Here is a 23,822-nt window from a genome sequence, read left to right on the forward strand (position 1 = left end):
TTAGTCTATATTTTTTAGATATTGTTACTTATTGTTTCAACAACCCATTCTTTTAGTGAATCATCCCATTCTTCGAAATTATTATAAAAATCCTCTTTATCATACCAATACCAGTATAATATATCTTTAGGAGCAATATTTACCAACAACTTCCAAATTAGGTCTTGGTGCTTTCCATCTAAAGATGAGTGTGGTTTATGTAAAGCCTCAAATAGCTTAGGGTCAACAATATCTACAATTTTAAATTCATTACTATTATCTAATTTTTCTAGATAACGCTCAACGCTCATCACTTTTTTCCGCGTATCAATATCCAATTTATTTAAATAACTTTTATATAAAATGGGGTTGCTTAAAATTTCTTTTATAGGGTGTTGGGTTTTCTTTAAATGCAAGGCCATTTCATATTTCTTAATTCGGTCATAACGTGCACTCTTTACTTCTTTTTCTAAGTTATATTCAATGATAATATGTTCCCTTAGCTTAACTATTAATTCCTTTTGTTGAATATGGTAAATAAGAACGTCGTGGTTTGTGTCTTTTATGGCTTCTTTGTGCCATTTTTCATCTTCAAAAACCACAATTGGTGCAATAAAATCACGTAAAACATAAACTCCTCCAAAAGCTCTGGTATAAAAGGAACTTACTGAAAAATCTATAGCAGGAAGTTCTAAATCTCTATTTCTTAAATCTCCATAAGATTTTGCCGAATTCAATAATTCGGTTTGAATATCTTCATCTATAAAATTATAATCGCGTTTGAACTTTTCTATCAACTGTAATTGTTCATTCTGTTGATGATAAAGATTATTCATTAAATGAAAATTAATATGAATAGTACCATATTTCAACACATCTAACGGCTCATAAAAAGCGTCTATTTTTTGGTCAAAATCAATACAAATAGCTGAATCTCTGGTTATATCTTTGATTTTGGCTTCATAAACCTTAAAGATATACTTCATCATTTCTCTATCAAAAGTATGAAAGGGCAAGTATACAGGTTTACCTTTTTGCAATGGTGTAATAATAATGCCATGAGGATTAGCTTCTCCATTATTCAAATAATGCAAATCCTCCTTTTCTTCAGCTACTTCTGGACTCCAGCCAATACCATCAATTAAAAAAGTTTTTAGTTTTGTGGGTGTAAAGCCAAGTTTAACCAAGCATTTATTATAACGTTCTACCAGCTTCCCACTAACAGGAATTAATTCACTTCTATATAAATTGGCTTCTATTAATTTTTGCATGTTTTATAAGTAAAAAGGTATTAGTTTAAAGGCAAAAGTTTATTTATTCCTTATACTTAATGCCTTTTATTCTTCTACTAGTTTATTAATTATCGCATATTGCAATAAGACAATGGTTCGGGTATCAAATATTTCCCCACTATTTAGCATATCTACAGCCTTTTCAAAAGGAATTTCCAAAACCTCTATATCTTCATGTTCACTATCTAAGCCACCACCCTCATTTGCTTTCATATCATCAGTATATTCCCCAACAAAAAAGTGCATTTTTTCAGTCATCACACCTGGTGAAGAATACGCTTCATAAACCTTTTTAACTTCTTTCAAACGATACCCTGTTTCCTCTTCAGTCTCACGAATAACACAGGCTTCAGGGTTATCTTTATCTAACATACCAGCTGCGATTTCAACTAAAAAACCATCTTCATTATCATTTAAAAAGGTTGGCATTCTAAATTGTTTAGTTAAAATAACCATCTTTTTTTCTTTGTTATACAAAAGAATACCAGCACCATCTCCTCTATCATATACCTCTCGCATTTGATTAACCCATTCACCACTTTTCATTAAATAGTCAAAGTTGACTTTATTCAGAATATAATAGTTATCTGAAAGTAAGGTAGTTTTTATGTTTTTGACTATTTCCTCAGTCATAATCTAATCTGAATTATATTTCTTAATAACACTATTTAAAACTTTTGATTCTTTGAAATGATTCTCAGAAATATTATAAACTCCATATTTAGTTATTCCTTGTTCTTTATAAGCTAAAGCTATTTCACTTTCACTAACAAATCGAAATCCGCTGACATCCTTATTAACTATTTTTCTAAAATTACTACCATCCAAAGTAGACATGTACAAGCAGCTAACATCCTGTTTATCCAGTATACCATTTGAGTTAGTATCCTCTTCAACTATCAAATAAAATATAAAGTTCTTTAATCCTTCTTGACGAACATCTGTAGAGTATTTATTCGGAGCATCTACACTAATAATTAGAAAATCATCATCTAATAAAGTTCTTTTTACGTTTAAAGCTTCATCTAAAAAAATAATATTAACAATGTCATCTGGAAAATCACTATTCCCATAATCTCTGAATTGATCTTCATCATAATACCTATAAACAGAAACAAACCAAATATCTGAATTAAAAAGATGCATGGGTCCAGTATTTGCAATTTTGTAATCAACTTTTACTGCTTCATATTCAGATTCATAAATATTATTACTTGAACTTTTGCGGTTTTGTTTTAAAAAATCATCAACAAAAGCATAAATAATCAACCCTATGACCATAGGTAGCATCACACCATTTAGTATAACTAAAAGCCTGATAAACTTATTTTTAAGCATTATAAAATGTTTTAATTGTCTTCAAACTGCTTTCTAGCTTCTGTTTCTATATTTAACTGATTTACTCGTGCATCTACTTTTCGCTTAAAATCGGTGTCAGCAATGGTTGCTACGTTATCTAAATACCTAACCACTTCTTGTCTTCTAATTTCTGAAAAATCTAAACCTTTCATATTCGCCCGCATCAATTCTTGCAGCATATTAAATTTGGTATCGTATTCTTGCTTGAAATAAATTTCAGGTTTCTCAAACCAATCTTCTTCTAAATCAAAATCTGTTAAACGTAGTGATACGGCACTTTGAATATTTCTAACATCTCGAGATGAAAAGAAAGGAAATGCTTTCTGCATATCTTTGTAAAGATTCGCATAAAATAAGTGTTGATTGGTTTTAAACTGCTTTTCAACCTTATCATAAATTTCATGTACACGTTCCTCTGAAGGCTTATCTGTAACATTAAGGATTTCTCCCATATTTTTAGCTAATCCTTGGTCTTGTAAATAGCTGTAGTTTTCTGGTCCTTGCATATTTACAAAATCGGGCATGGTATCATCCAGTTTACGCCACCACAAATGATCCTGATCTAAAAAATCATGCTCAGTGCGTGCTCCATCTATTTTAAAACGTCCTTGAACTCTGGAAATTACTGCTTTATCTAACATCTCTGGCAAATTGGTAAATAAGCCAATAGAACTGTTACCGTAATTAACCGCATAGGCACCTTCAGTATATCTTAAAAACACACCTATCACCTCTTTTACACCCGCTGAAACACCTTGAGCGGTACGTTCTTGCAAATTATTTTCAGCATCATCAATAGGCGCAAAAATTAATTTTGAAGGATCTTGCAATGGCTTCATCCATTCTACCATTTTTTCTGCGGAACCACCTTGAAACGTACTAATCAACGTATCAGGCATAGGATGAAATAAAAACGGAATATCTAAAGTATCACAGTGTTCTTTAAGTCTAGTTGCAATAGCAGCAATTAACATACTTTTTCCTGTACCCGGAACTCCATACCCCATAAAAACCGGCATAAAACCACCCAGTTCTTGAAACGGATTCATTTTTGCTGCAAAATCATAACTTAATAAACGTTCCGTTAAACGGCGTGCAAAATGTTTTGCATCACGGTTACCAACAATTTGTTCGAACTGAATTTTATTGAACTCTACACTTTTAGCTGTTCCGGCAAACACATTGCTCCATCCTGAAACGGCAAACTCTGAGTTTTCAAGTTTATAGGTTCTATCCTCAATAGTTTCGGTGTACTCTAAAGAGCTTTTACGAAGCTGAATTTCATCTATCAAAGCCTCAAAGTAAACCACCGTAAAATCAATAACATCTTTATCTGATTTAATGATTTCTGGGTGTCCTAAATATTTGTCATAATAAAACAAACTACATGAAATTCCTTTAATAGGTGACATTAATGAAACCTCGGGAATACCAGCAAACTTCTGCTTCATCACACTTAAATCATCTGAGGCATGAGGTTTTAAATCATGTAATATTTTATAAGCTGTTGAAAACAACATAAAAGCGGTGGCCGTATGCATTTTACTTTCAAACTCCCGCTTTCCATTGGAATCTAAAGCCGATTTATTTTCGCTTAAACTAGATAAACCAGAAGTATCGTAATAACTGTCTTTAACCCAAACACCCAAAGTAATCCCTTCCTGTACAGCATAGAGTGTTTGATTTAAATAAATAGGAATTGCCACAGAATCTGGTAACAAGCGTTTTTTTAATGTCAAAATTGTTTTAGAAACTGACGTAATTTCTGTAGCACTACTACCATTATTAGCTCTAGACAAATACAATAAAATAGAATCGTCTTTGGTGTCTTTATCTCGGTTTTTGGCACGAGCACCTTGCTCCCATTGGATACTCTTTAAATATGATGTTGCTTCATCACGAAGCATATCCAATTCTGTTTGTTTTATAGGGAATGTTGAGTTGTGTTCCATTCGTTTTATAGTTTGCAGTTTCAGTCTCAGTAGGCAGTTTTGTAAACTGAGACTGTGACCGTATACTTGTTTTTACTTCTTTATTTTTTCAATTTTTAAATTAGACATTTCAATTGGAGGTTCAGCCAATTCATTCATTAATTTAGGGGTTTTATTGTATAATAATTGAATTATTCTATGTGGCGCGAATACATACTTTTGTGTAAACACATCATCCCATCGTTGTAATATTTGCTTGTTAAAAAAACTTCCTTCCTTAAATTCACTTTTGGATTTTACTTCGGCTATTTTAAATGATAATGCATAAGCCTCAACAGGAATCTCCTTTTTACTAATGCCCTCTAAAATGGTATGTGTTAATTCGTTTTCATCCTTTGCAAACATATTGTGCAATGGTCCCAAATCAATTCGCTTTAAAAGCTTTGGTGATACTTTTTCAAGCTTCCTATCAATACCATAAGCCATGGTGTCTAAATTCATTTTCCTGTCGGCAGTATGTTTTAAAACTTCATATATTTCTTCCTTGTCATCATTTATTCTATTACCATCGTAATTAAAATACATAAAACATACAAACGGACGGTTACTAGCCACATCATAAAAGCTCCAACTTGTTAGTAAATCGGCTCCTGAATCTTTAGGAGCATTTACAATTTTGCCTTGAACAAACCGATTAAAAATAAAGCGCTTATTTACTGAAGAATAATATACAATGGATGCTGCTTGAAACAGTTTACTTCTTTTAATAGGTTCTTTTTTTCGTAACAAAGTGTCTAAAAACTCTTCTTGTAAAGTCTTTATAGGTGTTAGTTTTCCTAAGTATTCATCTCTAAGCTCTAAATCGTTAAACAAATAACGAAACTCTAAATAATTAGGAAATCCAGACTCCGTTAAATCTACCTTCATATTATCCTCTTCGTCATACATGTATTTAACCCGCATAGCTTCTATAGAATACAACAGCAAGTCACAATATTGTTTAAACATGTTTAGTTCATCATTATTCAAAATATTATTACGCTGAACTGCAACTATTAATTCTTTAAATACAAAGTCTACCATTTTATGATAAAAAATGTAATGCTCTTTTGAATCTAAAATAGCTGAATCTAAAGGTGTGGTAATATGATTGATTGACATGTTTAAACTGCTAATTTACAAGTGCTTTTGTCTGCGTTTAAGGATTGCAGTGATATACTTTTTATTATGGATTCCTACCTTTAAAGGAATATCAGAATAAAAATATTTAACGGAAAGCATGACCAGGCTTTTTCAAGCGTGGTACGCCCAAAATATTTTAAGATAATAAATCGTCTTCTCCTGCTTCTGGTTTAGGTTCTCCTTCTGGAGCACCATCACCTGTTGGCTTGTTAGCATCTGCTTTGTAGTATTCCTCAAATATCTCTTTCATATCTATACCGTAACGCTCTGCGAAATTCTTTTGAATATCTACATCCTTAGCTCTAATTTCTTGTAAAGCCTCTGCATAACTACTATATACACCTTGCATTACTTTTTCATGAACTGGAATATTATCCATCATATCTTGTCTTGCCTTGGCACTTGCTGTATGCATAGCAGCCAAAGTTTCTCCAATATGTTCATCGGTTTTAACACCTAAATGTTCTAAAATTGCCGCAAACTCTTGGTCTGTTCGTGCTTTTAACGCCACTACATAGCCATCATAATATTTTAATCGTTCTTCTGTATCTGACTTTAATTTAGCGCGGTGCGTTTGCAAATTACTTCGTAGTGATGTTAAAACTTTAATGGTTAAATTATGTTTATGAACAAAACTATCTTTACTAGCAGCCAAAGTGGTATAGGCGTTTTTAAGTCCTTCTAATTCCTCAACTTTTTGTTCTAACTCAGTAACTTTACCAATAGCTTGAGCATACTCTGCAGATTGCTTATCTGCAACATCTTCTAATTCCTGTCTTGCCTGCTTCAATAGGGCATAGCGCTCTTCAAGTTTTGCCTCTACCTCTTTCTTTTTCTCTAAGGCCTTGGTATGATTTTTAGTAGCCTCAACAATGGCATCTTGCAATTTGTCTTCTACTTCTTTTATTTCAAGTTCACGGTTTTTTAAACGTGTTACTGCTGCCTGACTTTTGTATGATAATTCACTTAATAAAGTTTGAACATCAGCATTTTCTATTCGCGCTTGAAACATAGCTTTAGCCTTATTGTCGGCTGCTGCTCTGACTTTTTCTGCCGACTTTAAGTCATCTTCCGCTTTTCTTATTTTACTTTTACGTCCCCAAAGGTTATTCCACCATGTATCTGCCTTACTTTCAGCATCCTCAAGTTCTATTCTAGCACGTTCTAATGCTTTTTGAGCATCATCAATAACTTTTTGTTCCGTAGCATTTAATGAAGAAAATTTTTCAAATAGAATACCTACCTCGTCTTGGTAATCAGTTAAATCCTTTATAGCGTCAAGAAGAGTTGTCCTATCTTTTTCCGCCATATCCACAACATCATCTAAAGTTGCATTCAATATTTTTTGGCGCACTTCAGGATCATCTTCCTGTGCTAATTTAGATTTCATAGTGTCAATGGCTTTACCCCAATTAACATCTACTTTTTCGGTTTTTTCATTTGAATTGGTTTCTAACAAATCGAAATCATCAGACATAGTAAGTTTTGGTATTAATGTTGAACAATTTTACGGACAAGCAATTTCGTTAAAAAAGATGACTTTTAAAATATAAATTCCTCAAATAATTGGTATTAATTATTATAAAATTGTTACACCTTTATTAATTTTTCGATGAAATACAGGTAGTTTTTGTAAGATTTTACCTTTTAAAAAACCCTCTAAACCTATTGATTTCAAAGATTTTACATACAAATAGATTCTAGACTGTTAACACAATTTGTTTATATCCTTTTCATTTTTAATTGTTTAGAGCTGTTTTTAGTGTTATATTTGAATAGCTATTAACCAGATTTCACAAAGTATGTTACTTAACCTTGGCTTATATTTACTGCTTGTTGCCGAATATACCATTCTTACTGTCTTAATTATTGTTGTTGTTTTTTTTGCATTGCTTTTAATTTTGGGTATTAGAAAATCATTTAAGCTAAAAAAGGAAAATGAGCGACTTGATAAAATCAGTAAGGAGCTGGCCAAGAAAAAAGAAGAAGATTATAAAGACTTTACAGGTGGACATATGTATCAATAAGAACCAATTCCCTGTCAAATGAAAATTTTACTTATTTAATTTATTACACAGTTTCGACATAACATTGAACAGAATGAGTCAGAATCAATTAGAACACTAATTTCTATTTTGTCAGTTGCAATTGTAATATTGATTGTGTCTCTCTTTATGAGCTTGCTAATTGGATATAAACAAAAAAGGAGAATCATATACTTGGAAGATCAATCGAATTCATAAAAAAAGCTCACTTTTAAGTGAGCTTTTTTTTATCCTATCTAACTAGCTTTTTATACTTTATTCGTTTTGGCATCAAATCGCCACCAAGACGTTTCTTTTTATTCTCTTCATAATCAGAAAAACTTCCTTCAAAGAAATATACTTGTGAATCTCCTTCAAATGCCAAAATATGAGTACAAATTCTATCTAAAAACCACCTATCATGCGATATAACAACAGCACAACCTGCAAAATTTTCTAAACCTTCTTCTAATGCTCTTAGGGTATTAACATCAAGATCATTGGTAGGCTCATCAAGAAGCAATACATTACCTTCTTCTTTAAGAGTCATGGCCAAATGCAAGCGGTTGCGTTCACCTCCAGAAAGTAAGTTAACCTTCTTATTTTGTTCACTACCTGAAAAGTTAAACCTACTTAAATAAGCTCTAGAATTAACTTGTTTCCCCCCCATCATGACCAACTCTTGTTCATCACTAAAGTTTTGCCAAATAGTTTTTTCCGGATCTATATTAGTATGACTTTGATCTACATAGGCTATTTTAGCAGTTTCACCAACCACAAACTCACCTTTATCTGGTGTCTCTTCTCCCATTATCATTCTGAAAATGGTGGTTTTACCTGCTCCATTAGGACCAATAACACCAACAATTCCTGCTTGCGGTAAATTGAAATTTAAGTCCTCGTATAACAATTTATCATCATAACCTTTACTTACTCCAACTGCTTCTATAACATTGGTTCCTAAGCGAGGTCCGTTTGGTATAAATATTTCCAGTTTTTCATCTAGTTGTTTTTGGTCTTGGCTCATTAATCTATCATAACTCTTTAAACGAGCCTTCTGCTTAGTTTGTCTTCCTTTAGCACCTTGTCTCACCCATTCTAACTCACGCTCTAAAGTCTTTTGACGTTTAGAAGCCGCTTTACCCTCTTGAGCCATACGCTTAGACTTTTGGTCTAACCAAGACGAGTAGTTGCCCTTCCAAGGAATACCTTCACCTCTATCTAGCTCTAAAATCCAGCCAGCAACATTATCTAAGAAATATCTATCATGTGTTACTGCTATCACTGTTCCCTTATACTGAGCTAAATGATGCTCTAGCCAATGAACAGATTCTGCATCTAAATGGTTGGTAGGCTCATCTAAAAGCAATACATCTGGCTCTTGAAGCAATAAGCGACATAAGGCTACACGACGGCGCTCACCTCCAGACAATACACCTATTTTCTTATCGCCATCAGGAGTTCTTAAGGCATCCATAGCAATTTCTAGTTTAGTGTCTAATTCCCATGCGTTAGCAGCATCAATTTGGTCTTGAAGTTCAGCTTGACGGTTCATAAGCTTTTCCATCTTATCTGGATCACTATAGACTTCTTCCAAACCAAACTGGTCATTTATACTGTTATATTCATCAAGAATTGCAACAGTTTCAGCAGCTCCCTCTCGAACTACTTCCATAACCGTTTTTTCATCATCAAGTATTGGTTCCTGTTCTAAGTAGCCCACAGAATAATCTTGAGAAAACACTACATCTCCCTGATAATTTTTATCAACACCAGCAATAATTTTAAGTAAAGTAGATTTACCAGAACCATTAAGACCCAGGATGCCTATTTTTGCTCCGTAGAAAAAGCTCAAATATATATTTTTAAGAACTGGTGTGTTTGCGGATTGAAATGTCTTTGTAACACCGGACATTGAGAAGATTATCTTTTTATCGTCACTCATTTTTTTAAATTATTAAGAAAATTAAAAGATATAGATATATTTCAGAACTACACTCTACCTTTTAATGCATTGAAAACCCATGCATTAGCGAAAAAACCAAATCCTACAGCTGCAAACCCCCATCCTGCAATTTCGTCATATCTAAAGGCTCCAAGCGCTATTAAGCCTAAGCCTACAAAAATCATAATCCATGTTGCCCAAGCTAACACGGTATTTTTATTCATTGCCATAATCTCAATTTTAATTTATTTAAGGAAAGTAATTATTGTATTTTTAAATAAATTCTATAATCTAGCACAAGAAATAATAGGTCAGTTTTAAACACAAAATGTTTTTGAACTTAAAATTAAGTTCAGAAACATTTTGTTATATATTTAAATAAAACCTAATCTACTTTAGTTACTAAGAATTTGAATCCCTAGTCTTCTATTTTCTTTATGCTGTTGTGAAGAACACTTCGTAATGTCATCACAACTATTGATTAATTGTGTTTCTCCTTTAGCTTTACCCACAATTTGAGATTCATTTACGCCTAAAGAGAATATATAATCAAGTGAAGATTTTAATCTCCTTTCAGAAAGTTTTAAATTATATTCCGAAGAACCCCTGGCATCAGTGTGCGATGCAATCTCAATAACTAAGTCAGGATATTTACTTAATATAGCTGCAAGACCAGAAAGAGATTCTTTTGTTGAGCCATTTAAACTTTCTGAATCAAATCCAAAATAAATTGTATCTAACAAATCCAACGCATTTTGAATTTCTTTGACTTCATTTTCCTTAGCTATTTTCTTATCTTCTTCTAATTTAGCCTTTCTAGCTTCTTCAGCTGCGGCTTCTGCAGCCAACTTTTGTCTTAATAATTCCTCTTCTTTTCTTTTAACTTCATTAATAGAATCTTGTTTTCTAATCCTTTCTTCCTCAATTGCTTGATTTAAAGCTAATTGTTCCTTTCCTTTTTTACTTAGTTCCTTTTCATATCCTAAACGAAAAACAACACCAACAGAATGTTGAACGTAATCTGTAGTGTTTCCACCATCTATTGACCACTTCCCTGCAGTATTAAAATCTAAACCAAAATTATCTGAGAACCATGTTCTAAAACCTAAAACCCCGTTAGCGGTATTTCTAGATAAAACATCATCGCCATCGGTAAAACCTACACCTACTCCAATATAAGGATCAAACCAGCCTGTTTCACCAATAACTTTATTCAAATCATAACTTAATCTCAAGTCTAACGTCATTATGTCCATATCCTCGGTTAAAGGTTTTCGTTCAACTATCTTCCCTTCTTTTAACTTCATGAAAGCACCCGCTACCTCAATACCTAAACCGCTATTAAAATATTTCCCAACACTTATCCTATTGGGATAAACCAAAGAATTCCATGAATCACTTATATCAAAGGCACCATCAAAACGATTCCCAGAATCATTTACTATATTATAACCAACTCCTATCATCCAAGAATTCACAATTGTGGAGTCCTTTGAAGTTAATTCTCTCTCCTGAGCATTTAATGAAAATAAGCTAGCTAAAACAAAAAGTAAAGCATAAAATCTTTTTGGTATCATATTCTAATTGGTTTGATATTATTATAAAAGTGATTAATAAAAGGTTCAAATATATCCATTTTTCTGACAAAATAAAAAATAATAACATGGCATTATTTATTCTCTTATCCTGATGATTAAAATACATTCATAATTCAGTTTAACCTCCCAGTATAGATAAAAACACTTAATCACCATGTTATCAAATATTTATAATTTTTTTTAGACAATTAAAAAATTGAATAATTACAATACTTTATTGGCTAATTATAAGGATGAATTTCTAAAATTTGGTATACTTTTCAAAATATTCTTATTTACTGGGAAGAAACCCCATTTTGCCCATTTGATAATCTTTCATAGCCTCTAACAATTCTGTTTGGGTGTTCATTACATATGGCCCATACGTGGCTATTGGCTCATCAATTGGTTCTCCGGAAAGAAATAATAACTTACTGTCTAGGTTACCTTTGAGACTAATTCCTTCACCATCTTGATTAAAATAAATAAGTTGATTTTTATTTAATTCTAAAACTTCAGAATCGTTAATAGTTGTGCTTCCATTTAAAAGGTACACAAAAGATTGATGTGTCTTAGGTATTTCTATTTGAAATCTCCCTCCTGCCTTTACATCAATTATATAGGCGTTTACTGAAGTTTGTGTTTGAATTCGACCAAAGTTGTCATTAAGTTCTCCCGCCACAACCCTTACTTCTACTTTTCTATCTTCGGACAAAACAACATTAAAATTTTCATGTTTCTCATGCTGATAATTGGGTTGCATCATCTTTTTCTTTGCGGGTAAGTTTAGCCAAAGTTGTATACCTTCTAGCGTACCTCCTTTTTCAACAAATTCATTTCTAGGACCTTCCGCATGTATTATACCTCTTCCTGCTGTTGTCCACTGTACATCCCCTGCTTTGACAACACTTTCATTACCCAAAGAATCCCTATGTAACTGCTCTCCCTGAATCAAAAATGTTATAGGTTCAAAACCACGATGCGGATGCGGTCCCAAATCAAACGGATTACTATCTGCAGAAATTTCATAAGGCCCGTAATGATGTAATAATATAAACGGATCAATGTTTTTTATTGTTCTTGTTGGTATAGGTTGTCTTAATTCAATAGGTCCCATATTCACAAAATCACCCCTTCCTATTGCTTTTATAGTATTTAATTTCATAGCATTTGTATTTGCAATAGTTTCCATGGAAACTATTTAGTTAAATTTTTTTATCTAATCTTATCTAAAAGACCACTTAACTGCATTGCTTCTTTATCAGTTAAGTTTTCCAATAAATCTTCCTTAAAATCCTTATCTATATCATAAAGTAGCGTCAAACCTTTTTTAGTTATTTCAATATGGACTACTCTCCTATCTCCAGGACATGGTAGCCTTTTAATCAATTCCTTAGAACATAATTTATCCATTAACCTTGTAGCATTAGGTGCTCTTTCTATCATCCGCTCTTTAATGGTTTGCACTTTAATTGGCTCTCCTGCCCCTCTTAAAATCCTGAGGATATTAAATTGCTGTGGCGATATTCCAAAAGATTTAAAATATTCATTTTGATGACTACTAATCCAATTTGCTGTATAAATAATATTTATTAAGGCTTTAACCTTGTTATTAACAAACTTTGAGTTTATGTCTTTTGAAATATCTCCCACGCTATTCCTATTAATCTCTAAATTTACAAAGCTTTTTTAAAATTCTCAACTTGTTCTAATAAAGTAGCATTTAATTGTTCATTTATAATTTTCCCGTCTGCAAAATTGGCTCCAAAAGAAGGCAGACTAAAAGATGCTACAATATTACCACCCATATATGGGAAACGCCCTTTAGCTATTTCTAATACACTAGCACCTCCTCTACCACCTGGAGATGTAGCCATTAATAACATTGGTTTTTCTCCCCAAAGCTTTCCATCAATTCTCGACATCCAGTCAAATATGTTTTTGAATACTGTAGAGTATGCCCCATTATGTTCAGCCAAAGACAACACTATCCCATCCGATTCCTGAATGGCACCAAAAAACTTATGAGCGTTTTCTGGAATACCATTTTCTTCCTCATAATCAATACCATAAAGTGGTAAATCGTAATCATTTAAATCTAATATATTTACTTTTGTATCTTCAGTTAAACTTGATGCGTATACAGCCAAGTCTTTATTTATTGACATTTTACTGTTACTTCCTGCAAATGCTATAATTTGTTTCATTATTCGTGTTATAATTTAATAAGACAAATATATGTCAAAAATATTTATATTCCAAGGAATATATTTCCATGTAATTTATTTTATGAATTTATTAACAATTTTTACAGATATAACAACTTTCGTACTTTAGCAACAAATAAATAATTGATGGATATCAACTTCAACAAAAACGAAGATCATAACAAACTTTTACTTTCAGAATTAAAAAAAAGACTTAGCAAGGTTAAGCTTGGAGGTGGAAAATCTCGTATAGAAAAACATCATGCCAAAGGAAAAATGACGGCCAGAGAGCGTATTGATTTTCTGTTAGATGATAAAACTAATTCAATTGAAATTGGAGCTTTTGCAGGTGAAGATATGTACCCAGAGCACGGTGGATGCCCTTCTGGAGGTGTTGTTGTTAAAATAGGTTACGTAAAGAACAAACAATGTATTGTTGTGGCAAATGATGCCACCGTAAAGGCAGGAGCTTGGTTTCCTATAACGGGAAAAAAGAACTTAAGAGCACAAGAAATTGCTATTGAGAACAAACTCCCAATAATTTATTTGGTAGATAGCGCTGGTGTTTATTTACCTATGCAAGACGAAATATTTCCAGACAAGGAGCACTTTGGTCGTATTTTTAGAAACAATGCCATAATGAGCAGTAGGGGGATTACTCAAATTGCAGCTGTTATGGGGAGCTGTGTTGCTGGCGGCGCTTATCTACCAATTATGAGTGATGAGGCCTTAATTGTTGACAAAACAGGAAGTATATTTCTAGCCGGAAGTTATTTGGTGAAAGCTGCTATTGGTGAAAGTATTGATAATGAAACTTTAGGAGGTGCAACAACTCATTGTGAAATTTCTGGTGTTACTGATTACAAAGCAAAAGACGATATAGATGCTCTAAATACTATAAAGAATATTATTGATAAAATTGGTGATTATGACAAAGCCGGATTTAACCGAATTGAGGTTAAAATGCCTAAGGAAAATCCAGAAGATATTTATGGTATTCTACCAAAATCTAGAGCTGACCAGTATAACATGTATGAAATCATAAAACGATTGGTTGACAATTCTGAATTTGATGAATATAAAGCTGGATTCGGCCAAACAATTATTACAGCATATGCCAGAATTGATGGCTGGTCTGTTGGTATTGTGGCAAATCAGCGCCAAATAGTTAAAACCACAGGTTCAAAAACCAAACCTACAGAAATGCAATTTGGAGGCGTAATTTACAATGACTCAGCTGATAAAGCTACTCGATTTATAGCTAACTGTAACCAAAAAAAGATTCCCCTACTCTTTCTACAAGATGTTACCGGATTTATGGTTGGAAGTAAAAGTGAACATAGCGGCATTATAAAAGATGGCGCCAAAATGGTAAATGCGGTAAGTAACTCTGTTGTCCCAAAGTTTACTGTTATTATTGGTAATAGTTACGGAGCAGGTAATTATGCCATGTGTGGAAAAGCCTATGATCCAAGATTAATAGTTGCATGGCCTAGTGCAGAATTAGCCGTTATGAGTGGTAATAGTGCCGCCAAAGTATTACTTCAAATTGAAAAGGCTTCACTAGAAAAACAAGGAGAAACCTTTACCAAAGAGAAGGAAGATACACTTTATAAAAAAATTAAAGAGCGATACGACAACCAGGTATCACCGTATTACGCGGCAGCCAGAATTTGGACTGATGCCATTATTGATCCTTTAGAGACTAGAAAATGGGTTAGTATGGGGATTGAAGCCGCTAATCATGCACCTATTGATAGGCCATTTAACCTTGGTATACTTCAGGTTTAATTTCTAATTCATTTTATTTTTTTGTATATTATGACTAGAAATCAACACATTAACAGTCATGGGAACAATAAAAGTATTAAACAAATGGGCCAACAGACACACTTATTTACCTCTTGATATTTTACGCATTGTATTAGGTGTATTTCTTTTTATAAAAGGAATAGATTTTATGGGCAATACTGCAATGCTTGCTGAACTTTTTAAACCCATCCAAAATATGGCAGGCGGAATGATAATGATTCATTATGTGGCACCCGCTCATTTTATTGGAGGTATTTTAATTACATTTGGATTATTGACAAGATGGGCTATTGTGGCTCAATTACCAATATTAATTGGCGCAATAGTAATTAATTTTGTTGGTGAAATGAATACCGCTAACCTTTACTTAGCTATTGCTACCATATTAGTTTGTGGTTTCTTCATAGTATATGGTTCTGGAAAGCATTCATTAGATTATTATTTTAAAATGCAGAAATAAAAAAATCCAGCTATAGCTGGATTTTAAAATTCTTGTTTAAATTACAGTAACTTTATTTGGCTATATTAACCGCTCGGGTTTCCCTAATTACCGTAACTTTAACCTGACCTGGATACGTCATATCCGTTTGAATTTTTTGCGAGATATTAAAAGATAAATCAGCTGCTTTATCATCGTTTACTTTTTCACTTTCAACAATTACACGTAATTCTCTACCCGCTTGAATAGCATAAGCCTTTTTTACACCATTAAAGCCAAAAGCAATATCTTCAAGGTCTTTTAAGCGTTGAATGTAGCTATCCAATACTTGTCGGCGTGCTCCAGGGCGTGCTCCAGAAATAGCATCACAAACCTGTATAATTGGTGCTAATAACGATTTCATTTCAATTTCATCATGGTGGGCACCTATAGCATTACATACATCATTCTTTTCTCCATATTTTTCAGCCCATTGCATCCCTAAAATGGCGTGAGGAGTTTCCATATCTGCTTCAGCATCTGGCACTTTTCCAATATCATGCAATAATCCTGCTCGTTTAGCCAATTTAGGATTCAAACCTAGTTCAGCAGCCATAACACCACAAAGTTTAGCAACTTCACGTGAGTGTTGCAATAAGTTTTGTCCATAAGAAGAACGATACTTCATACGTCCAACCATTTTAATCAACTCTGGGTTTAAGTTATGAATACCCAAATCAATTACTGTGCGTTTACCAACTTCAATAATTTCTTGCTCTATTTGCTTCTTGGTTTTCTTAACAATTTCTTCAATACGAGCTGGATGAATTCTTCCATCAGTTACTAACTTATGTAATGATAAGCGTGCAATTTCTCTTCTAACAGAATCAAAACAAGATAAAATAATAGCTTCAGGCGTATCATCAACTATAATTTCAACACCAGTTGCGGCTTCAATTGCACGAATATTTCTTCCTTCCCTACCAATAATACGTCCTTTAACATCATCAGATTCTATGTTAAAAACAGACACACAGTTATCAACCGCTTCTTCAGTTCCTATACGCTGTATGGTATTAATAATTACCTTTCTAGCATCTTGTTCGGCAGTTAATTTTGCTTCCTCTAAAGAACTTTGAATAAAAGCCATAGCATCATTCTTAGCCTCACCTTTTAGTGATTCTACTAACTGCTCCTTAGCTTCTTCTGCCGATAGGCTTGATATTACTTCTAATTGCTGAACTTGACTTTTATGAAGTCTATCAAGCTCTTCTTGCTTTTTATCCAGTACGTCTAGTCTGTGATTATAATCTTTTATCTTACTTTCTAGACTCTGATTTAATTTTTTCCCTTTTGAAAGCTCATTAGAAATTTGAGATTCTTTATCTCTTGTTCTTTTTTCGGCTTCTGCCATTTTTTTATCTCTCGATAAAATTACCTTTTCATGCTCTGCTTTGAGTTCAATAAACTTTTCTTTAGCCTGAAGAATTTTATCTTTCTTAATATTTTCTCCATCACTTTTAGCTTCCTTTAATACTAATGCTGCGTTCTTTTTCGCTTCATTAACAAGCTTTGAAGCCTTCTTTTTTTCTAAACTTTTTGCAATTATAAAGCCTATAATTAAACCTAAAACTGCACCTCCTACTACAAATATAATTGAGTTATCCATCTTTACTTAGTTGATTTATATATATAAAAAAGCCTACACCGGTATAAAGTTTTGTATAAACTCCTTAAAAACAAGTTTAGGGCTAACAAGCTGATCAAGGGTCTGCGACTAAGGCAGCATGCTTTTACAACTTAAACTCACCCTTTTTAAAGAATTAACGTTGAGTTTATCAAAAAAAATAACCAATGCAGGCAGTAACTTTTTACTTTATTTTAAAGAACGTTAAGAGTTTAAATGCGAATGCAATAATTCATTAAGCTCATTAAGCTTTTCCTCAACATGCTCATTCACATTATCTTTATCAATAGTTTTCTGTTCAACTTGAGATGCAAATTGTAAAGCGCACATAGCCAATACATCTTGCTTATCTCTAACAGAATAACTTTGCTCAAATTGCTTTATCATATATTCAATGTTTTTAGCTGCTTTACGTAATCCTTCTTCTTGATTCGCTTCAATAGTTAAAGGGTATACTCTATTAGCTATTGACAGCTTTATTTTAAGCTTCTCTGACATTGAATTTATGTTACATTAATCTGAGAGTTGTGCAATACAATGATCTATATCTCTAATTAATGTATTTATTTTAAGCTTAGTCTCTCTTTTATTATCGTCACTACCAAGTATTGAATTCGCCATTTTCAGAGTATTATATTTTTCTTCCCACTCTGTAATATGCATTTTTTGCATCTGAATTTTTTTGTTTGAAGCTTCAATTTCTTCTGTTAACTTTAAATTAGTCTGCTTTAAAAGCTCAAGTCTATGTAATACTTTACTAATTTTGTTTTCTAAAGAATCTACAATTTCTTCAATATTACTCATTTACAAAATTCAATACTTACCTCACAAAGTTAAGCTTCCTACCCCTAAATTACAATTGTTTTGTAATAAAATTTTAAAATAACTCACAATTGGAATATTACCAAACAATGGCTTGATTTTTGTTTAATCCTTTGCATATTCATGTCAAATTAATAATTTAGCCACAATACTTTTCTATGAGATTTATCCTTTATTTTCTTTTAGTTTTCCCTTATATAATTATTGGGCAAAATAATTACCCTCAAGACTATTTTAGCAACCCTCTAGATATACCGTTAATACTTTCTGGAACTTTTGCAGAGTTACGTTCAAACCATTTTCATTCTGGTTTAGATATTAAAACACAGCAACGTACTGGTTTAAAGGTTAAAGCATGCGCTAATGGTTTTGTAAGTAGAATTAAAGTATCTCATTATGGTTACGGAAAAGCATTATACATTACCCACCCTAATGGTTACACAACAGTTTATGCACATTTGCAAAAATTTGCTCCTAAAATTGAAGCTTATATTAAGAAGCAACAATATAAAAAGGAATCTTATGAAATAGAGTTATTCCCTAGCGCCGAAACATTACTTGTTAAAAAAGATAGTTTAATTGCATATAGTGGCAATTCCGGAGGTTCAGGAGGGCCTCATCTTCACTTTGAAATTAGAGACAACGCAGAACGCCCTATTAATCCAATGCTTTTTGGAATTGATATTGCAGATTCTAAAGATCCTTATGTTAAATCTATTTATGCATATCCGTTAGACGAAAATGCTTTTGTAAACAATTCAAATGAAAAGCAAAAACTTAGATTAATCCCTATTCAAAATGGCGATTATGTTGTTGAAAACATAGATGCCATAGGAAATATAGGTTTTGGTATTGAAACTAATGACAGACAAAATTTAGCTGCAAATTCAAACGGAGTTTACAATATTAGGACTTTTGTAAATGGCAACAAGAATTTTGAATTAGACTTTAAGCGTTTTTCTTTTAGTGAAACTAAACACATTAATCAACTAATTGATTATGAACATTACGTTACTAAAAGGCAACGCATTCAAAAATTATATAAAAAAAATAACCCCTTAAGTATTTACAAATCTATTTTAAATGATGGTGTTGTATTTATTGAAGATAGCACATATTCTGTTTATAAGATTCGTGTTTCAGATTATAAAAACAACGAAACATGGGTGACATTAAATATTAAAGGGAAACAAAAAAGTAGTGCTTTAACCCCTAAGCAGAAAAAAACAACACCTTATTTCATTAAGAGTAATCAAACTATAAATTTAAAAGAGAATAAGGTTTTGGTTGATTTTTATAAAGACACCTTTTATGAAGATTTTTATTTAGATTTTGAAGTTAACGGCGATACGCTAAAACTTCATAAAAACACTAAAGCTGCTAAAAAGAACTTCAATATCTCATATGATATTAGCAATTATAATAACGCTGATAAAAATAAACTTTTCATTGCACGAATAGTTGGTTATAATAAACAACCAACATATACTTACACCAAAAGAAAAGGTGATCTTTTAACCGCCAGTACAAAAAAACTGGGAACATTTGCTCTAGCAACAGACTCTGTTAAACCAATAATTAAACCAATAAATTTTAAGAACGGACAATGGTTAAGCAAATACCGATATTTAAAAGTTAAAATTGATGATAAGCTTTCTGGAGTTTCTAATTACAGAGCTACCGTTAATGGAAAATGGATTTTAATGGAGTATGACTATAAAACCAAAACGCTTACACATGATTTTAATGACGGTATAGTTACAGACACCAAAAACAATTTAAAAGTAATTGTTACTGATAATGTTGGAAATAATTCTACATTTGAAACGTTGTTTTATCGAAAATAAACCATAATCACCTTTGAGACCAAAAATTCTATTCTCCACCTTATTGTTTTTATTAGCTTATACAAGCTTTTCACAAACGGCTACTATTAGAGGTATAATATTAAATGAAAACAATAAACCTATTGAAGGCGTAAATATTAAAGCCGAAAATTCAGGAACTATTACTAACAGTAATGGGTTCTATGTAATTGAACTTCCTTCTGGCACCAACATTGAAATTGAATTTTCGCATTTATCATATAAAAAAGTAGTAAGCACATTCAATCTTAAAAATGGAGAAGACTTAGAGTTTAATCCAATAATGAAAACTTCAGTTGAACAGATTTCTACCGTTATCTTAAACTCAAAGAGAAGAAAAGAAGTTGAAGGTATTGTAACCCTAGAACCTGAAACAATAAGAAAAATTCCTGGTGCTAATGCTGGGGTTGAAAATTTATTATTATCACTTCCGGGTGTTAGCAACAACAATGAGCTAAGTACTCAATATTCTGTGAGAGGTGGAAATTACGATGAAAACTTAGTTTATGTGAACGATATTCAGGTATATAGACCATTTTTAATTCGTTCTGGCCAACAAGAGGGCTTAAGTTTTGTTAATACTAATTTGGTTCAAAATGTAGATTTTTCTGCTGGTGGCTTTCAAGCTAAATACGGCGACAAACTATCATCTGTGTTAGACATAACATATAAAACCCCTTATCAGTTTGAAGTTAATGCAGATTTAAGTTTATTGGGTGGAAGTTTGTCTATGGAAAACATTAGTGAAGATTCAAAATTTACCAGTATTGTAGGTGCACGATATAGAGACAATAGTTTATTGGTTAATGCCAAAGAGACGGAAACTAATTTCAACCCTACTTTTGCAGATATTCAAGCCTATTTTACTTACAAATTCACCAATAAGTTTCATTTAAGCTTTTTAGGAAACGCTTCAATTAACAAATACAATTACGAACCACAAACAAGACAAACTAATTTTGGAACTGTTAGTGATCCAATAGCACTATTGGTATTTTATGAAGGGCAGGAAAAAGACCAATATCAAACTTATTTTGGAGCTTTTAAAGGCACGTATTTTGCCAATAATGATTTAACACTAAAGCTAATTGCTTCAACTTATCACACTACAGAAGAAGAGTATTTTGATATTCTTGCACAATACCGTTTAGGAGAAGTAAACACAAATATAGGAGATGAAGATATAGGTGAAGTTGAATTTAGTGAAGGCATTGGTAGCCAATTAAACCATGGAAGAAACGATTTAGATGCACTTATTACAAATATAGAGCATAAAGGTAATTTCAAATTGAATGATAACAATTTTGAATGGTCTGTAAAATATACCAATGAAGATATTAGAGACAGATTAGTTGAATGGGAAGTTATCGATTCCGCTGGCTTTTCTATAAGGCCTCCAAGAACATTACCAACTAATGAACAGCCATATATCCCTTATAGTGGTCCTTTAGAACCATTTCAAAACATAAGAGCAACAAACAACACTCAAATTAGCAGAATTCAAGCTTACACACAATGGAGCAAGCGCTCTGCCATTGGAAACAATGATGTTTGGTTAAATGCTGGTATAAGAGTTCATAATTGGTCTGTTAAAGGTGATGGTATTACCTCTTCAAACCAAACGGTTTTTAGTCCAAGAGCTCAATTTGCAATAAAACCAGATTGGGAAAAAGATATGCTTTTTAGAGTTGCTGCAGGTGTATACCACCAACCTCCTTTTTATAGAGAATTACGTGATGCTACAGGAACAGTTCAACCTAATGTAAAAGCACAAAAATCTATACACCTGGTTTTAGGAAATGATTATAGCTTTAAAATGTGGGATAGACCTTTTAAGCTTACTTCAGAAGTATATTTTAAAAATTTATCTGACGTAAACCCATATACAATTGAAAATGTTCGTATTCGCTATAGAGCAAATAATAGTGCAAAAGCCTATGCCTATGGTTTAGATATGCGTTTAAATGGAGAATTTGTTCCTGGAACAGAATCTTGGTTTAGCTTTAGTTATTTAAAAACTGAAGAAAATATTGAAAACCAGGGTTATATTGCTAGACCAACAGACCAACGTTTAAAATTTGCTGCCTTATTTCAAGATTATGTACCTAACGTTCCTAACCTAAAAATGTATTTAAATATGGTGTATAACACTGGGGTACCTGGTGGTTCCCCTAGTTATTCAGACCCATATATTTATCAAAACAGGTTACCTGATTACAAAAGAGCGGATGTTGGATTACAATTAGTTTTGGTTGATGATAAGAAGCAATTTAAAAGAGGTTGGAAAAAACCTTTTAAAGAACTCTCATTTGGTTTTGAAATTTTCAACATTTTTGACATACAAAACTCTATTACAAATACCTGGGTAAGAGACGTGTACAGCAAACAACAGTATGCCATTCCTAATTATTTAACACCAAGAGTTTTTAATGTAAGAACTACAATGAAGTTTTAAGAATCTATTAACTCTTTTAAAACCCCAACAACATAATTTATCTCCTCTTTAGTGTTATAAATACTAAATGAGAAACGTATAGAAGGTTTCTGCATATCTTCATCAGATAGAATTTCTGCCAATACATGAGACCCTTTTGAGCTTCCACTTTGGCATGCACTTCCTTTAGAGCAAGCAATACCTTTTAAATCTAGTTGAAATAAGAGCATTGTGGCCTTATCTGGGTGAACTGGCAAACACACACTAACCAAAGTATAAGTACTCTTTTCTAAATCATCAGAAAGTCCATTAAATTTAATTTCAGGAATAGCCTTTTTTATTTCTTTTACAAAATATTCTTTTAACCCTTTAACATTTTCCACTTCAGCCTCTAGATTGTCATAGGCATATTTTAAAGCGGTTTTAGAACCAACAATATTATGCACACTTTCGGTTCCAGCTCTAAGTCCACGCTCTTGTTCACCACCAAAAATAAGCGGCTTTAATCCAGTGTTTTTTCTAATAAATGCAAAACCAACACCTTTAGGTCCATGAAATTTATGAGCAGCAGCAGCTAAAAAATCTATTGGAATATCTTGTAAATCTATATTATAATGGCCTACACCCTGAACCGCATCAGTATGAAATAAAGCGCCATTTTCTTTACATAAATGAGCTACTTGTTTTAAATCTAATATATTTCCTATTTCATTATTAACATGCATCAAGCTAACTAAGGTATTTGCTTTAAACTCTAATAGTGTTTCCAAATGAGTATACTCTATATTCCCATTTGAATCTACATCAACAAAACTAACCTTTAAATCATGCTCTTTTTCCAACTGTTCAATGGTATGTAACACCGCATGATGTTCAATTTTAGAGGTAATAATATGATTTACTCCCAAATCCCTTACAGCGCTTCTAAGTATTAAATTATCAGCCTCAGTTCCTCCAGAAGTAAAAATTATTTCACCAGCTGTTGCATTAATATAACTAGCAATTTCTTTTCTACAACTTTCAACTAAAGATTTAGATGACCTTCCAAAACCATGAGAAGATGAAGGGTTTCCGAAATTATTTTGCATAACTTCTACCATAGAAGTTATAACTTCTTCTCGCATTTGCGTGGTTGCAGCATTATCAAAATAAACGGTTTTCATACTGTATTATCTATTAACTTTCTTTAAAAACTAAGGAGCGCTTAACTGTTACTGAATTTCAATTATTGAGTCAAAAATACTTGAAATAAAATTATTATCAATAACATACGTTATAAATAACAATT

General features: G+C 32.4%; 21 protein-coding genes and 1 other RNA gene. 5 read left to right on the forward strand and 17 right to left on the reverse strand.

The window, feature by feature from the left end; genetic code table 11:
- Window positions 1–14: 14 nt before the first annotated feature.
- The 6 genes from N1F78_RS14815 to N1F78_RS14840 form a co-directional block, all read right to left on the reverse strand.
- On the reverse strand, window positions 15–1,250 hold the full coding sequence (locus N1F78_RS14815; RefSeq protein ID WP_406683950.1) for a DUF6638 family protein: 1,236 nt from the start codon (window positions 1,248–1,250) through the stop codon (window positions 15–17).
- Window positions 1,251–1,316: 66 nt separating this feature from the next.
- The gene (locus N1F78_RS14820) at window positions 1,317–1,904 is read right to left on the reverse strand and encodes an NUDIX domain-containing protein (RefSeq protein WP_406683951.1); all 588 of its coding nucleotides are present in this window, start codon (window positions 1,902–1,904) and stop codon (window positions 1,317–1,319) included.
- Window positions 1,905–1,907: 3 nt separating this feature from the next.
- Entirely contained in the window at window positions 1,908–2,609 is a 702-nt protein-coding gene (locus N1F78_RS14825; RefSeq protein WP_406683952.1) for a hypothetical protein, read from the reverse strand.
- An 11-nt stretch (window positions 2,610–2,620) separates the two neighbouring features.
- Window positions 2,621–4,582, reverse strand: a complete 1,962-nt coding sequence (locus N1F78_RS14830; protein ID WP_406683953.1) for an AAA family ATPase — start codon at window positions 4,580–4,582, stop codon at window positions 2,621–2,623.
- A gap of 72 nt (window positions 4,583–4,654) precedes the next feature.
- Window positions 4,655–5,722 carry a hypothetical protein gene (locus N1F78_RS14835; RefSeq protein WP_406683954.1) on the reverse strand — a complete coding sequence of 356 codons (1,068 nt, stop codon included), beginning with the start codon at window positions 5,720–5,722 and terminating at the stop codon, window positions 4,655–4,657.
- Window positions 5,723–5,879: 157 nt separating this feature from the next.
- Window positions 5,880–7,220, reverse strand: coding sequence for a microtubule-binding protein (locus N1F78_RS14840; RefSeq protein WP_406683955.1), 1,341 nt, complete (start codon window positions 7,218–7,220; stop codon window positions 5,880–5,882).
- 325 nt (window positions 7,221–7,545) lie between these two features.
- Here N1F78_RS14840 and N1F78_RS14845 point away from each other — a divergent pair, with 325 nt between their 5' ends.
- Complete coding sequence (locus N1F78_RS14845) at window positions 7,546–7,770, forward strand: hypothetical protein (protein WP_406683956.1); 225 nt, start codon at window positions 7,546–7,548, stop codon at window positions 7,768–7,770.
- Window positions 7,771–8,020: 250 nt separating this feature from the next.
- Here the strand turns inward: N1F78_RS14845 and ettA are convergent, their stop codons facing one another.
- The 6 genes from ettA to N1F78_RS14875 form a co-directional block, all read right to left on the reverse strand.
- Entirely contained in the window at window positions 8,021–9,712 is a 1,692-nt protein-coding gene (gene ettA / locus N1F78_RS14850) for an energy-dependent translational throttle protein EttA (protein WP_406683957.1), read from the reverse strand.
- A 47-nt stretch (window positions 9,713–9,759) separates the two neighbouring features.
- Window positions 9,760–9,942, reverse strand: coding sequence for a CAL67264 family membrane protein (locus N1F78_RS14855; protein ID WP_170309866.1), 183 nt, complete (start codon window positions 9,940–9,942; stop codon window positions 9,760–9,762).
- A 165-nt stretch (window positions 9,943–10,107) separates the two neighbouring features.
- A complete protein-coding gene (locus N1F78_RS14860) occupies window positions 10,108–11,289 on the reverse strand; it encodes an OmpA family protein (protein WP_406683958.1) in 1,182 nt (393 codons plus the stop codon).
- Window positions 11,290–11,581: 292 nt separating this feature from the next.
- Entirely contained in the window at window positions 11,582–12,481 is a 900-nt protein-coding gene (locus N1F78_RS14865; RefSeq protein ID WP_406683959.1) for a pirin family protein, read from the reverse strand.
- Window positions 12,482–12,504: 23 nt separating this feature from the next.
- Window positions 12,505–12,942, reverse strand: coding sequence for a MarR family winged helix-turn-helix transcriptional regulator (locus N1F78_RS14870; RefSeq protein ID WP_406683960.1), 438 nt, complete (start codon window positions 12,940–12,942; stop codon window positions 12,505–12,507).
- Window positions 12,943–12,965: 23 nt separating this feature from the next.
- Window positions 12,966–13,496, reverse strand: coding sequence for an NADPH-dependent FMN reductase (locus tag N1F78_RS14875; protein WP_406683961.1), 531 nt, complete (start codon window positions 13,494–13,496; stop codon window positions 12,966–12,968).
- A 147-nt stretch (window positions 13,497–13,643) separates the two neighbouring features.
- Here N1F78_RS14875 and N1F78_RS14880 point away from each other — a divergent pair, with 147 nt between their 5' ends.
- Together N1F78_RS14880 and N1F78_RS14885 are read left to right on the forward strand one after the other, a co-directional pair.
- Window positions 13,644–15,287 (forward strand): acyl-CoA carboxylase subunit beta, encoded by a 1,644-nt coding sequence (locus tag N1F78_RS14880; protein WP_406683962.1) that lies wholly within the window; start codon window positions 13,644–13,646, stop codon window positions 15,285–15,287.
- A 58-nt stretch (window positions 15,288–15,345) separates the two neighbouring features.
- Window positions 15,346–15,768, forward strand: a complete 423-nt coding sequence (locus N1F78_RS14885) for a DoxX family protein (protein WP_406683963.1) — start codon at window positions 15,346–15,348, stop codon at window positions 15,766–15,768.
- Between the two features lie 52 nt (window positions 15,769–15,820).
- Here N1F78_RS14885 and rny read toward each other — a convergent pair whose 3' ends face one another.
- The 4 genes from rny to N1F78_RS14905 all read right to left on the reverse strand — a co-directional run bounded on the left by rny (window position 15,821) and on the right by N1F78_RS14905 (window position 18,217).
- Window positions 15,821–17,395 (reverse strand): ribonuclease Y, encoded by a 1,575-nt coding sequence (gene rny / locus N1F78_RS14890; RefSeq protein ID WP_406683964.1) that lies wholly within the window; start codon window positions 17,393–17,395, stop codon window positions 15,821–15,823.
- Window positions 17,396–17,452: 57 nt separating this feature from the next.
- Window positions 17,453–17,561, reverse strand: a non-coding RNA gene (gene ssrS / locus N1F78_RS14895) — 6S RNA.
- Between the two features lie 56 nt (window positions 17,562–17,617).
- The gene (locus N1F78_RS14900; protein WP_406683965.1) at window positions 17,618–17,911 is read right to left on the reverse strand and encodes a cell division protein ZapA; all 294 of its coding nucleotides are present in this window, start codon (window positions 17,909–17,911) and stop codon (window positions 17,618–17,620) included.
- A 15-nt stretch (window positions 17,912–17,926) separates the two neighbouring features.
- Window positions 17,927–18,217 carry a hypothetical protein gene (locus N1F78_RS14905; RefSeq protein WP_406683966.1) on the reverse strand — a complete coding sequence of 97 codons (291 nt, stop codon included), beginning with the start codon at window positions 18,215–18,217 and terminating at the stop codon, window positions 17,927–17,929.
- 176 nt (window positions 18,218–18,393) lie between these two features.
- Between N1F78_RS14905 and N1F78_RS14910 the strand changes: the two genes are divergently transcribed.
- Together N1F78_RS14910 and N1F78_RS14915 are read left to right on the forward strand one after the other, a co-directional pair.
- Window positions 18,394–20,082, forward strand: coding sequence for a M23 family metallopeptidase (locus tag N1F78_RS14910; protein ID WP_406683967.1), 1,689 nt, complete (start codon window positions 18,394–18,396; stop codon window positions 20,080–20,082).
- Between the two features lie 13 nt (window positions 20,083–20,095).
- The gene (locus N1F78_RS14915; protein WP_406683968.1) at window positions 20,096–22,555 is read left to right on the forward strand and encodes a carboxypeptidase-like regulatory domain-containing protein; all 2,460 of its coding nucleotides are present in this window, start codon (window positions 20,096–20,098) and stop codon (window positions 22,553–22,555) included.
- Here the strand turns inward: N1F78_RS14915 and N1F78_RS14920 are convergent.
- Window positions 22,552–23,697 (reverse strand): cysteine desulfurase family protein, encoded by a 1,146-nt coding sequence (locus N1F78_RS14920; RefSeq protein ID WP_406683969.1) that lies wholly within the window; start codon window positions 23,695–23,697, stop codon window positions 22,552–22,554. The two genes, N1F78_RS14915 and N1F78_RS14920, sit on opposite strands and share 4 nt — an antisense overlap.
- Window positions 23,698–23,822: the final 125 nt, after the last annotated feature.

The organism is Seonamhaeicola sp. MEBiC01930, from assembly GCF_045277075.1.
In the GTDB taxonomy this organism is placed as follows: domain Bacteria; phylum Bacteroidota; class Bacteroidia; order Flavobacteriales; family Flavobacteriaceae; genus Seonamhaeicola.